This is a genomic window from Paenibacillus ihuae (genome assembly GCF_001368795.1).
Taxonomy (GTDB): domain Bacteria; phylum Bacillota; class Bacilli; order Paenibacillales; family Paenibacillaceae; genus Paenibacillus_AQ; species Paenibacillus_AQ ihuae.
This window is the reverse complement of the sequence record NZ_LN831198.1, coordinates 2,069,323-2,081,824: the sequence shown is the minus strand read 5'-3', so window position 1 is coordinate 2,081,824 and position 12,502 is coordinate 2,069,323. Positions and strand designations below refer to the sequence as shown.

General features: G+C 50.2%; 10 protein-coding genes and 2 pseudogenes. 3 read left to right on the top strand and 9 right to left on the bottom strand.

The window, feature by feature from the left end; genetic code table 11:
• Nucleotides 1-186, bottom strand: a pseudogene (locus AQR02_RS33890) (exodeoxyribonuclease III); the annotation flags it as partial.
• Between the two features lie 138 nt (nucleotides 187-324).
• Here AQR02_RS33890 and AQR02_RS09360 point away from each other — a divergent pair.
• Together AQR02_RS09360 and AQR02_RS09355 are read left to right on the top strand one after the other, a co-directional pair.
• Complete coding sequence (locus AQR02_RS09360; RefSeq protein WP_082451752.1) at nucleotides 325-1,494, top strand: MFS transporter; 1,170 nt, start codon at nucleotides 325-327, stop codon at nucleotides 1,492-1,494.
• A gap of 166 nt (nucleotides 1,495-1,660) precedes the next feature.
• The gene (locus tag AQR02_RS09355) at nucleotides 1,661-1,948 is read left to right on the top strand and encodes a hypothetical protein (RefSeq protein WP_054940336.1); all 288 of its coding nucleotides are present in this window, start codon (nucleotides 1,661-1,663) and stop codon (nucleotides 1,946-1,948) included.
• A 130-nt stretch (nucleotides 1,949-2,078) separates the two neighbouring features.
• Here AQR02_RS09355 and AQR02_RS09350 read toward each other — a convergent pair whose 3' ends face one another.
• Both AQR02_RS09350 and AQR02_RS09345 read right to left on the bottom strand, forming a co-directional pair.
• Complete coding sequence (locus AQR02_RS09350; protein WP_054940335.1) at nucleotides 2,079-3,182, bottom strand: citrate synthase/methylcitrate synthase; 1,104 nt, start codon at nucleotides 3,180-3,182, stop codon at nucleotides 2,079-2,081.
• Between the two features lie 129 nt (nucleotides 3,183-3,311).
• Nucleotides 3,312-4,148 carry a helix-turn-helix transcriptional regulator gene (locus tag AQR02_RS09345; protein WP_054940334.1) on the bottom strand — a complete coding sequence of 279 codons (837 nt, stop codon included), beginning with the start codon at nucleotides 4,146-4,148 and terminating at the stop codon, nucleotides 3,312-3,314.
• A gap of 145 nt (nucleotides 4,149-4,293) precedes the next feature.
• Here AQR02_RS09345 and fabF point away from each other — a divergent pair, with 145 nt between their 5' ends.
• Nucleotides 4,294-5,526, top strand: a complete 1,233-nt coding sequence (gene fabF, locus AQR02_RS09340) for a beta-ketoacyl-ACP synthase II (RefSeq protein WP_054940333.1) — start codon at nucleotides 4,294-4,296, stop codon at nucleotides 5,524-5,526.
• 67 nt (nucleotides 5,527-5,593) lie between these two features.
• Here the strand turns inward: fabF and abnB are convergent, their stop codons facing one another.
• From abnB to AQR02_RS09310, 6 genes and pseudogenes are all read right to left on the bottom strand, one after another.
• Nucleotides 5,594-7,006 carry an arabinan endo-1,5-alpha-L-arabinosidase AbnB gene (gene abnB, locus AQR02_RS09335; protein WP_245237597.1) on the bottom strand — a complete coding sequence of 471 codons (1,413 nt, stop codon included), beginning with the start codon at nucleotides 7,004-7,006 and terminating at the stop codon, nucleotides 5,594-5,596.
• A gap of 223 nt (nucleotides 7,007-7,229) precedes the next feature.
• Nucleotides 7,230-8,301, bottom strand: a pseudogene (locus tag AQR02_RS09330) (ABC transporter ATP-binding protein).
• Between the two features lie 259 nt (nucleotides 8,302-8,560).
• Nucleotides 8,561-9,541, bottom strand: a complete 981-nt coding sequence (locus AQR02_RS09325; RefSeq protein WP_054940331.1) for a phosphotransferase family protein — start codon at nucleotides 9,539-9,541, stop codon at nucleotides 8,561-8,563.
• 6 nt (nucleotides 9,542-9,547) lie between these two features.
• Complete coding sequence (locus tag AQR02_RS09320; protein WP_054940330.1) at nucleotides 9,548-10,516, bottom strand: sugar phosphate isomerase/epimerase family protein; 969 nt, start codon at nucleotides 10,514-10,516, stop codon at nucleotides 9,548-9,550.
• 36 nt (nucleotides 10,517-10,552) lie between these two features.
• A complete protein-coding gene (locus tag AQR02_RS09315) occupies nucleotides 10,553-11,623 on the bottom strand; it encodes a Gfo/Idh/MocA family protein (RefSeq protein ID WP_054940329.1) in 1,071 nt (356 codons plus the stop codon).
• Between the two features lie 39 nt (nucleotides 11,624-11,662).
• Nucleotides 11,663-12,502: Gfo/Idh/MocA family protein (locus AQR02_RS09310; RefSeq protein ID WP_245237253.1), on the bottom strand; the 840-nt coding region annotated here is incomplete at its 5' end.

Genomic DNA, 12,502 nt, shown 5'->3' with positions numbered 1-12,502 from the left:
GCCTTTCTTCTGGGCATAATTCCAATACTGGTAATACTCTTCGCCCTGCTCCAGGACGATTTGTCCTTCCTGCAGCTTCGTTTCCTGCACACTAAAGATATCTGCAGCACTTTCTTTGAAGTAGTCGTTAAAACCTTTGCCCACACAGGCTCGAAGACCGTTTACATTCCATGACACCAGTTTGATCATCGTCATTCTCCTTACATTTTCACTAGAATTATTCCAAGTGTAACATATTCTAAGCTGATTGGAGTTCATAGGCATGATACAATAACTGGGCTTGCCTCTAATTAATCTATGAAAAACGCGAGGGTTTCTAAATCTATGAACACATCCATTCTGCTCCGAAGCTTTAACTTTCTGTATTTTGCCTTACTGGCCATGTTTATCCCCTTTCTGCCGGTCTATTTAGATGATCAGGGCCTGACCCCGGCACAGATTGGCCTGGTAATCGGGACAGGCGGGTTCATCACTATTATCGCCCAGCCTTTATGGGGTATGATCAGTGACCGGACGAAGACAATCCGCAAAGTACTTCTGCTGCTACTGCTGTGCTCAGCTATCACCGGCTACTTCCTGTATGACTCCACCAGCTATATACAGCTTATTCTGCTCGCGATGCTGCTCTATTTCTTTCTAATGCCGATCGACCCGCTGACAGAGAGCCTCAATTTCCGGATTGCCGAGGCGAGCGGCATCAGCTATGGCTCTATCCGTACTTATGGTGCTCTTGGATACGGCATCATGGCTCTGCTTACCGGATATGTCATGTATTATTTGGGGGCGCGCGGTTTAGGCCTGCTGTTTGCCGGCAGCTGTCTGCTAGCCTTTCTAGTCAGCTGGAAGATGCCAGATGCACCGGTATCGGGAAAACCGGTCACGCTGAACAGCCTCAGGCATTTTTTCAGCAATAAGGAGACCCTGCTGTTCCTGCTGCTGGTGTTCATTATCTCTGTGCCGGCAAGAATGAACGATACCTTTTTAGGGGTGACCCTACTCGATCTTGGCGGCAGTGCGGCACTCATAGGCCAGTCTTTTTTTCTGGCGGCAATCAGCGAAATTCTGGTCTTCGCTCTGAGCTTCTGGTGGCTGCGCCAGGGTAAGGAACTGTTGATTATCAGTTTTGCGGGTGCATGTTATTTCATCCGCTTCTTTCTCTCCGCCTGGATCACAGACCCGCACCTGCTGGCATACCTTCAGGTTATGCAGCTCTTCACTTTCCCCGTCTTCTACTCGGCGGCCATCCAGTATTTGTACCGCATTGTGCCGGAAGAATGGCGTGCCACAGGTCAAACGGTGCTGGCTCTTCTGTTCTTCGGAGTATCAGGGATTCTGGCTTCCTATGCGGGAGGGGCGCTGTATGGTTCCTTCGGAGGAAGAAGCTTTTATCTGTACGTGTCAGCGATGTCGTTAGCCGGAACAGTCTTCGGACTGGCCCTGTACCGGACTTATGGTAATCGTTCTAAGGGAACAGGAGCGAATATCTCTTCATAGCGCAATAGTCCCTCTTCCTAAGCAGCCTCTATCCATTACGGATAGGGGCTGTTCTTTGATAGACGCAGCAACCTATTAAAATGTGCGAATCTCCCAAGACATCCGTTATAACACTCATAGATTTACTGAATATGATATTCTATCAAACACAAAGGAGGTCATCAAGATGGCTATCTTATTACCGATTCAATACTTCAATCTGGCTCCATCGGTAGGTAAATCCTATTACGAGAATCTTGCCGGAGGCATTAACGCTGCTGTTACTGTTAACAACGGCTCGGCATTTCCCGTCGATCTCGTTATCTATCGGGTAAATGCTCCAGTGGTCACTTACACTATTCCAGCACTGAACAGCCTTACGCTGTCAGTAAACTTGCTGCTGGTTGCCGCGTTGTTAAGCACAGCTGCCGGCGCAGTTTTCGGCACCATTGAAATCGCAACATCAGACTTCTAATGGAATACCAGAGTATCCGCCATACTCACTCATGAGCATTCCCTCTATCAAACACCCCTGGCCGCTAAGCGGTCAGGGGTGTTTTTCAGACTATATTATACGGCTCTTTCACATGAGTTCTTCAAACCTATTAAGCTTCGAGATCAGGCATCGGCCCGGTGTATACGGATTGAGGACGGAATATTCTGTTGTTCGCCGCTTGCTCAAGAATATGCGAAGTCCAGCCGACAATTCTTCCCGCCGTAAAGGTTGGAGTGAAGATCTCAGGGTCAAGCTGCAAAGCACGCAGAATTGCCGCAGCGTAAAACTCTACATTGGTGAATAAGCGGCGGCCCGGTTTGTATTCCTCCAGCAGGCGGATAGCGGTGTGCTCTACATGAATGGCCAGATCAAAGGACGGGTCTTTACCGTTCATCTCTACGGTCGCAATCATCAGCGCTTCCGCGCGCGGATCCTTCGTCTTATAAATCCGGTGTCCAAAGCCCATAATCTTGCCTCTGTTATCAAGTACAGCACGAATCCACGGCTCAGCCCGGTCCATTGTTCCAATCTCGTCCAGCATAGCAATGACTTCAGAAGGTGCTCCGCCATGCAGCGGACCCTTCATCGCTCCGATAGCCCCGCATACAGCTGCACACATATCTGACTCTGTGGAGAGGACGACCCGGGATGCAAAGGTAGAAGCATTCATACCATGTTCCATGCAAAGAATCAGATAGGCGCTGAGTGCCCGAACATGGGCTTCTTCAGGTATTTGCCCTTTCAGCATATACAAATAATTGGCGGCATGACCCAGCTCAGCAAGCGGCTCAATAACCGGAAGGTTATTCAATTTGCGGTATCTGTAAGCAATAATCGTCGGCAGCACCGAGGTTAACCGGAGTGCCTGGGGAAGTGTCGGCGGCCAGCTCGCATTCACCGGTTCTCCTAAGGCTGCTACAGCGCTTTGCAGTACCAGCATCATAGGAACGGATGGAGGAAGCAAATCAATCATTCCGCGCAAATAATCCGGGATTATTCTCGCTCCAGCCATATCCTGCTTAAGTTTCTCTAATTCGCCCGGATCAGGCAAATGCCCGTTCCACAGCAAAAACGCCACTTCCTCGTAGCTTCTGCTGACTGCAAGCTCTTTCGCCCAGTAGCCGCGATAGACCAAATGCCCCTTCTCGCCATCCACTAATCCAATATCTGTTTCTCCTGCAACTACGCCTTCTAATCCGGTAACCTTTGCCATCATACTAGCTCCTTTTCCGCTCATCTGAAAGTTAACATCACATTAAAAGTATATGCCGGAAACTCGATATTGCATATTTATTGTTTTTTATGAATACATAAATTATTTTTATCAATTGTTACATCGATGCTATTTCATTAATTGCTTCAGCTTGGCTTCCGTATTGGAATCCTTGGCTGGAGTATAGATGCTGCAGCGTAAATCCGTACTTCCATGCACCTGAAGTGAAGTAAGGTGAAACAGCATTTTGCCTGCCTTGGCATGGCGGAATTCCAGCACCACATCCGGTGCACTGCTGACCCGGCTCTCCTCCCACAGCTCATGAAAAGCAGGGTGTTGAGCCTTCATTTCCGCGATAAAATCGTCATACCAGCTGTCTTCCACATACTGCCCGTAATACGCCCGGAAAATAGACAAAAACCCCCGGACAAATTGCTCCCAATTCACGGCCAGCCGCTGAAATTCCTTACGCACGAACAATAGGCGGATCATATTACGCTCTTCCGGCAGAAGCTGGGCAAAATCCAGAAAGACATGTGCCGCCGCCTCATTCCAGCCGACAATCCCGCAGCGGCGGTCCGAGATAATCGTCGGGCAGGTCGTGAGCTCCTGCAGAATTTTCTGCAGAGACGGGCTGATCACAGAGGCCTCCTCCTGCTGGAACGCAGCCATGCCCGGGCCATTCTCCAGCGCCAGGGCAAACAGATAATTCCGTTCATCCTTGGTCAATCTGAGCGCACCAGCGATACATTCCAGCACAGAAGGAGAGACTTTAATATCCCTTCCTTGCTCCAGCCAGGTGTACCACGTATTACTTACTCCGGCTAACTGTGCGACTTCCTCTCTTCTTAGTCCCGGAGTCCTTCTGCGGGTTCCTTCAGCAAGTCCCGATGAAGCTGGCGTTATCGCTGCCCGGCGCGATTTCAGGAAATTGGACAAGGCCTGAAGTCTGGTCTGATTGGACATATTCTATGCCTCCCTTCAATTAATGATTCTACAATAGTAGTAATTATACTAGTATAAACCACAACTTGTAATAGGATAAGTAAAGTGGAAAAATACATTTATACCCCTTACAGGGAAGTATTCAAAAGAATCGAGGAGGATTCATATGGAACGGGTAGTCATTACAGGCATGGGCTTAATTTCACCGCTCGGTAACTCGGTAGAACCATTCTGGAGACGCTTAAGCGCCGGTGAATCGGGGATTTCCCCGATCACTTCATTTGATACATCTCACTTCAAAAGCAAGATCGCCGGAGAGGTTCTGGACTTTGATCCGGAAGCCAGATTCGGCCGCAAGGAAGCCCGCCGGATGGACAGGTTTACCCAGTTCGCGCTGGCAGCGACTGAGGAAGCCTGGGCCGATTCCGGCCTGCAGCTGGAGAAGCTTGACCGGGAGCGGCTCGGCGTATATGTCGGTTCAGGTGTTGGAGGTATAAATACACTGATGGAGCAGGCTGAGCTGCTCAAGACCCGCGGACCGGAAAGAGTCAGTCCGACTCTAATTCCTATGCTGATCTCCAACATGGCTGCAGCATCGATCAGTATCAGGTTCGGGGCGCTTGGTCCTACACTGTCTCCGGTGACCGCCTGCTCGATCGGAAATACCGCGATCGGAGAAGCATTCCGGCTGATACGCTATGGCGGTGCAGATTGTGTTATTGCCGGGGGCGCTGAGGCGGCGATTTCAGAAATTGCACTGGCCAGCTTTGGCAATGCGACTTCCTTGTCGACCCGCAATGAGGAGCCGGAGAAAGCCAGCCGGCCATTCGACGGCAACCGGGACGGATTTGTGATCGGCGAAGGCGGCGCTATTCTGATTCTGGAGTCGCTCTCGCACGCCCTGCGCAGAAATGCCGTCATCCATGCTGAGGTTATAGGCTACGGGGCCAGCTCAGATGCATACCACATGGTTGCAACCCATCCCGAAGGAATTGGCGCCTACCAGGCGATGAAGCTGGCGCTGCAGGAGGCCGGGGTACAACCGCAAGAAGTTGACCTGATCAGTGCACATGCGACCAGTACTTTGATCGGCGACCGTTCAGAGACAACCGCTATTAAAAAACTGTTCGGCGAAGCTGCCTACCGTATTCCTGTAACCGCGAATAAATCAATGACCGGACACACCCTCGGTGCGGCTGGCGGCCTGGAAGCTATTGCAATGATCAAGAGTATCCAGGAAGGTCTGATACCCCCTACAATCAACCAGGAGGCCCCTGACGAAATCTGTGACCTCGATTATGTGCCAAACCACTCACGTACTGCAGAATTGAATATCGGGATATCTAATTCTTTTGGCTTCGGCGGACACAATGCAGTAATCGTGGTTAAGAGGTATTAGTAACACATAAAACCTCCGGACAACGTCAATACGTTATCCGGAGGTTGCTGTTACAGTATTTTCTCAACTACTCCTTAGGTTCTGTCAATACATGACTTCCCCAGACAGCAATACCTTCCTTGGAAAGAGCGGTAAATGTCATCACATTGCCGTTCACTGCTTCATTCCATTCCTTGAGGAAGACGCCGCTGTATTCTTTTCCTTCGACCGTTAACTTGGCAGTATGTTCCCCGCTTAAGCTCCACGTGCCGGTTACCGCTCCAGTGATCTTACCGTCTGCAGTCAGCTCAATCATTTGCGATACTACAGACCTGGCTGTAATGTCCTTCCCGTGGTTCACGTATTTGTACTCTCCGGTAACCTCTTCGGAAGTGTATGCAGCGATCTTCTCCCCGCTATACCGGTGTGGAGCCACTACCGGCCAGCCCTCCTCGTTCATGAACATCTGATGCACCCGCACCTCATGCTCTTCTCCCCGGCTATGGAAACGGGTATGGAAAATCAGATAATACTGGCCGCTCTTCTCATCATAATAAGCTGAATTATGCCCGGGTGATACGTATCCTTCGCCAATGGCCGCCGGCTCCGAATCACCGTTTCTGAATTCGAAATTGCCCATCAGCTTCACTCCGTAAGGCGCATAGAACGGATCATCGAACAGCTTCTTCGGATTGCCTTTGGCATCTATCATCGCCTTGCCTTCTGAATCCTCAAAAGGTCCATCCGGATTCTTGGAGCGGGCTACACGGATATTATATCCGCCCTTGGTATCCAGCCCACCGTATGATAGGAACAGATAGTAATAATCGGTTTCCGGGCTATACAGCATATAAGGCCCTTCGATCCGGGCATGATTCGCGCCCAGCAGCTTCTTGCCGTAGCCCTGATCCGGGAGCGGGAAGCCCGTAGCCGGGTCAAGCTCCAGAATAAAGATTCCGCCTGAATACGAACCGTAGACCATCCACAGCTTGCCTTCCTTATCGAAGAACACATCCGGGTCCACTACATTCGGCTTCTCGGTGGCATCATAAATTTCACCGTCACTTCCTGCTCCGGCCATTCCGGATTTCAGAATGATCCCCAGATCCTTATAGGGCCCTTCAATCTTGTTAGAGACGGCAATCCCCATCGCAGATAGCGGTGAATCCCCTTTGCAGGCGTTATAGTACATATAGAATTTACCGTCACCAAGCTGAATTACATCCGGCGCCCACAGCGTGTCTGTCTTAGCCCAATTGAAGGTCTCGCTGAGCTCTTCGGTAACATTCGGAATGAGCTTATTGCCGTCTTCCACTACGGAAGAAATCTGTTTCCACGAGATCAGATCCTTGGATTTGGCCGAAGCCAGATGGGAACCGAATACATAATACGTATTGTTCACTTTAATAACGGAAGGATCATGCACCGATACATTCTTGAACTGAGGTGCACCGCTGCCGCTGCAGCCGGATAACAGGGTTAAGGATAATAATGTGGTCATAGCGCGTTTTTTCATGAGAATACCTCCTATGTATACCCTTACATTGTGCTGTGAAAAAGAAAAATAGTCAATACTTTTATTTATATATATTAATATTAGTTCATACTTTTATAAAACATAAACTACCTAAATCCATTTGCATTACACGTTTATCGCGCAAAAAAAGCGCCAATCCGTATAACGGACTGACGCTAATCTTATAAGTATAAACTTAAACCGGTAATTAATACACGCTGTTGCCTTCAACCAAAATTGGCTGAGGATAAGCATTCGGCATTACACGTTGTCTCTTCTTCACCACTTCAGGCGGCTCGACAGCCGGAGCCATCGGATGCATCAGCCAGGATTTCACCAGGTGGGAATCCGATACTTTATACATCGGAGGTTCCTTCTCCATGTCAATCGCCATAGCATAAGTGCTGCGCAGAGCAAATGCATCACCCTTAGGCGGCTTGATCAGATCGGGAGGTGTTCCCGGAATAGCTGTCAGCAGGGAACCTTTGCTCTCCAGACTTGGCATGGAAGCAAGTAAGCCCCAAGTGTAAGGATGTCTAGGATCATAGAAAATCTCTTCAGCAGTACCCATTTCAACAATCTGACCGGCGTACATAACCGCTACACGGTCAGCCATTCTGGCAACTACACCAAGGTCATGGGTGATAAAGATGATCGCTGTATCGATTTTCTTCTGCAGATCCTTCATCAGATCAAGAATTTGTGCCTGAATAGTTACGTCGAGCGCAGTTGTCGGCTCATCGGCAATCAGCAGCTTAGGGTTGGCCGCAAGTGCCATAGCGATTACGACACGCTGACGCATCCCGCCGCTGAACTCATGCGGATATTGCTGAAAACGGCGTTCCGGTGACGGAATACCTACCAGGCCCAACAGTTCGATACCACGTTTATAAGCAGCATCCTTGGAGATTTTTTCGTGTTTGAACAGTACTTCGGTAATTTGCTTGCCGACCTTCATCATTGGATTCAGGGAAGTCATTGGATCCTGGAAGATCATGCCGATTTCTTTACCGCGGATTTTCTGCATCTGCTTTTCGGTTTTCGGAATCAGGTCTTGTCCGTCGAACAAGATTTGACCGCGTTTGTATTGACCCTGCGGCTGCGGAACAAGTTTCATGACCGCTTGGGAAGTTACGCTTTTTACCGGAACCGGATTCGCCTACAATCGCCAGTGTTTCACCTTTATTCACATGAAAGTTAACACCACGGATCGCTTGAACCTCTCCGCCGCGTGTTTTGAATGAAATTGCTAAGTCTTTTACCTCTAAAAGGCGCTCCATCCTGTCACCCTCTCTGCTCTTTTCAAAAGTACGATAATGATTCTCAGTATATACATAGGCAATAAGTATTATTTTATCTATTTTCATGCCTCTTAGTCAAGTGCTTTCTGAAAATGAAACATCTCAAATTCATGTCAGTTTTACTCTTGATCCGCCCCCAGACAAACGGTGGATTGAGCAGCAACACGAGCAGAAGCTGTCAGGCAATATCCGACAAGAAGGCCGGAACCCGCTATGAGCAAGATCCGGCCTTCTTGTGTCACACTTTGGAAGCATTGATATGCTTGAAGGACTTCCAGCTCTCCGCCAGATTTTCTGCAGCCCACCGCACATGATTGTCATCTTTATACTGCCTGGAATAGCACTCAATCACCAGGATCAGATCAAGATAGAAATCATAGAGCTTCTTACGGAGAAGTTCGTTCGGACTGTCAAAAGTCTGCCCATACCCCTGAAAAAAGGCCTGTGAATTCTCGAAGTGCCGGAAGTAATACTCCATCAGCACATCCCCCCACAGCGCCCTCTCCCAGTCAATAATGGAGACAATTACACCGTCTTTAACAAACAGATTGCCATTCCACAGATCCCAGTGAATCAGGCGCGGTTCTGTCACCTCATCCAGCGCAGGCAGATAATGCTCCAGCTCCTGCCTGATTTCCTCTTCCGTTGCCGGCAAGACTGCATCCAGATTCCGAGCATCTGTAAGAAGAGTGGATATCATAGCAGTAAACGTTTCCCGCCATGAAGCCGGGGCACCCAATGTATCCAGTCCGAACAGGCCGAACCCAGGTCCTGTAATTTCATTAATCAGCCGCTGATACCGGCCAAGCTCAGCCTCAACTGCGGCTCTCTGCCCGGCTGAATAACTTTCTTTGACCTTACTATATGGCTGGCCTTCAACCTTCTCCATGAAAAAATAAGGGCATGGGATTAAGCTCCGGCTCTCATCAAAGCTGTAGACAGCAGGGACGGGAACTTTGCCCCCTGCCGCAACGAGCCGCATAGCCTCCACTTCAGCCCGCATAATGTCCTTCTCATAACTCAACGTCTGCGTTTCCTCCGAAGGAGCGACCTTCAGAATGACAGACCTTCCGTCACTGAGCAGCAGATCATAAGCAGTATTAAAAAATCCGCCCGTCAGCTCCGTACAGGAGACGATGGTTATATCCGCAGCAAAGGCGGTGTGAACCAGCATCTTCAGCTGCCGTTCATCCAGTTTGACCTTGGTGAAGCTCTCCATAAATGACTACACCCACCACATATCGCCAAGCGGTTCCTCAATCAGCACCTGCCGGAGATTATCGACGGCTTTGGAGAAGCCCTCTTCAATGGACATCAGGCCGTCCTCATGCTCAATGCTGACAACATAATCATAACCGACGAGACGCAGGGCACTGATAATATCCCCCCATGTCTTCACATCGTGTCCATAGCCCACAGAGCGGAACTGCCAGGCGCGGTCCAGCATATTGCCATAGGACTGCATGTCGGTCAATCCGTACATGTTAACATTGACCGGATCAATGACAGTATCCTTGGCATGGAAGTGGTGAATCGCTCCACGGCGTCCGAGAATATGAATCGCCTGCACCGGATCAATGCCCTGCCACCACATATGGCTCGGGTCAAGGTTAGCGCCGATAGCCTCCCCTGCTGCTTCTCTGAGGCGCAGTAGAGTAGCTGGTGTGTGCACAGAGAAGCCGCCATGCAGCTCAAGTCCGATCTTCACGCCATGCTGCGTAGCAAACTCGCCCATTTCCTTCCAATATGGAATGACTTTATTCTCCCACTGCCAAGTCAGAATCTCCTGATAATCGTTCGGCCAAGGGGCAACCGGCCAGTTCGGGTACTTTGCACCTTCATGGTCACCCGGGCAGCCGGAGAAGGTATTGACCACCGGTACTCCCAGCTTCTGGGCGAGCTTAATGGAATTGACCAAATCTTCATGATCCTTAAGCGCCAGCTCCTTCTGCGGATGCAGCGGATTGCCGTGACAGCTTAGCGCACTGATGATCAGACCGCGTGATTCGATTCTTTGCTTGAATTCTCCAAGTAGCGCTTCATCCTCCAGCAGCTGCTTAGGATCGCAGTGACTGTTGCCCGGATAGCCTCCGGTACCAATCTCAACCGCTTTGAGGCCTTTGGAAACTACATAATCCAGCGCGTCTTCCAGCTTGCGACCGCCGAAAAGCACCATAAATACTCCAAGTTTCATTGACCTGCCGCCTCTCATCATAATAATTGTTCATTCTTATGCTCCGTAAGTATCAAAATCCTTAATGACCTCGTTCTTCTCGGCGGCTGCAAAAATGGCTTCGATCAGATTCTGCACACGCAGCACTTCCGCATTCTTTACAATAGGTTCAGCAGTACCTTCTATGACGCCTACAAAATTATTGTAGAATCCGTCCGGCAGCTCTGCTGCAGGAGGCAGTGCTTCAGTAATCGTTGAGCCTTCCGACGGCGGAGCCATTGTCTTAGTGAGACCTACACCGGCGCGGATCGGAGTCGGCTCCCGGTGCTCGCTTTCACTGTTGCGGGTGACGATTCTTCCGGTCAGAGACCAGTCTTCGATTACGGCCGAACCTTCTATCCCCTTAACATACCATCTCGGTAAAGTGATAAAGTTGGTCGTGCCGACTTCTACGATGGCTTTGATGCCATTTTCGAATTGCAGAACCGCCTCAAATCCGTCGTCCACATCGTTACCAAGAATATAACTCAAGGTGCTGGACACGCTGATTACCTTGCTGTCAATCATGAACAGCAGCTGATCCAGCAAATGCACACCCCAGTCCAGCAGCATTCCGCCGCCCTGCTCCTTGACATGCCTCCAGTCGCCCGGAATGCCGTTAGCCCCATGGACGCGGGATTCGATCTGGAACAACGCCCCGATCGTTTCCTTCTCGTACATTTGTTTGATCACACGGAAATCTTCATCCCAGCGTCTGTTCTGATGGACCATCAGCACACGGCCGGCTTCATCTGCTGCCGCAATCATTTCCTTAAACTCATCCGAAGACATGGCGACGGGCTTCTCGCAGACGACATGTTTGCCGGCTTGCAGCGCCCTGACGGCAATTTCTTTATGCACATCGTTCGGTGTAGCAATTAGTACAACCTCAACAGCGGGATCTGCAAGCACTTCCTCATAGCTCGCGTAAGCCTTGTAGCCTGCTGCCTCCGATGCTTCCTGCCGTGCCCGCAGCGGGTCAAATGAGCCTGCTACTTCCAGGTGCTCATTTTCTCCGATCAGCTGGGCATGATAGCTGCCCATGCCGCCATATCCAACGATGACTATAGTATGTTTGTTTGAACTCATGAATTCCACTCCTGTTTGTCTAATGTTTCCAATTTGATTTTATTCGTTGTCCGAGCTTCCGTCAAAATATACAGCACGGCCGGTGCGGGCAGATTCATACACAGCCTCAAGAATCTGGGTAACGACAAGCGCTTGTTCCGGTAACACAACCGGATCCTTGTCTTCTCTCACCGCTTCAAGCCATAAGCGGGCTTCACGGTCTGCTTCAGTCTCAGCAGAGCCGCTGTAGAAGGCAACACCGCCAGAGGAGAGATCAACTTTGGTTTCGAACAACCGTCCGGCACGTTCTCCGTTGATCCGCAGTCCGTCCTTCATATCTGCACCGCCTTCGGTACCTGCCAGCAGCGTTTTGGCTTCACCAAACTCGGAGACATTCAGCGCCCAGCTGGATTCGAGCGAGATAGTTGCCCCATTCTCCATGGTGATAAAGCCGAAAGCCGAATCTTCCACCTTGAATTGCTCCGGGTCCCACGGACCGAAAGCATTGGCGGCATTTTTACGCTGGCCGAGCTTGTGGAAGGTCGATCCTACAACCATACGCGGCTTGTAATTATCCATCAGCCACAGGGTCAAATCAAGCGCATGTGTACCGATATCGATCAGCGGGCCTCCGCCCTGCTTCTCTTCATCCAGGAATACGCCCCAAGTCGGAACAGCACGGCGGCGCAGCGCAATCGCCTTACCATAATAGATGTCGCCGAGTTCTCCGCTTTCGCACATTCCCTTCAAATATTCGCTGTCTGACCGGAAGCGGTTCTGATATGCGATCGACAATTTTTTGCCGGTGCGGCGTGCTGCATCCAGCATCTCCTGAGCCTGGGCAGTAGTCTTAGCCATCGGCTTCTCGCACATGACGTGATTACCCGCTTCAAGTGCAGC

Excerpts from the sequence above, each read along its gene's own strand:
- AQR02_RS09355 (WP_054940336.1), top strand. The coding sequence starts at position 1,661 with ATGGCTATCTTATTACCGATTCAATACTTCAATCTGGCTCCATCGGTA.
- AQR02_RS09315 (WP_054940329.1), bottom strand. The coding sequence starts at position 11,623 with ATGAGTTCAAACAAACATACTATAGTCATCGTTGGATATGGCGGCATG.
- AQR02_RS09320 (WP_054940330.1), bottom strand. The coding sequence starts at position 10,516 with ATGAAACTTGGAGTATTTATGGTGCTTTTCGGCGGTCGCAAGCTGGAA.
- fabF (WP_054940333.1), top strand. The coding sequence starts at position 4,294 with ATGGAACGGGTAGTCATTACAGGCATGGGCTTAATTTCACCGCTCGGT.
- AQR02_RS09325 (WP_054940331.1), bottom strand. The coding sequence starts at position 9,541 with ATGGAGAGCTTCACCAAGGTCAAACTGGATGAACGGCAGCTGAAGATG.
- AQR02_RS09360 (WP_082451752.1), top strand. The coding sequence starts at position 325 with ATGAACACATCCATTCTGCTCCGAAGCTTTAACTTTCTGTATTTTGCC.
- AQR02_RS09350 (WP_054940335.1), bottom strand. The coding sequence starts at position 3,182 with ATGGCAAAGGTTACCGGATTAGAAGGCGTAGTTGCAGGAGAAACAGAT.
- abnB (WP_245237597.1), bottom strand. The coding sequence starts at position 7,006 with ATGACCACATTATTATCCTTAACCCTGTTATCCGGCTGCAGCGGCAGC.
- AQR02_RS09345 (WP_054940334.1), bottom strand. The coding sequence starts at position 4,148 with ATGTCCAATCAGACCAGACTTCAGGCCTTGTCCAATTTCCTGAAATCG.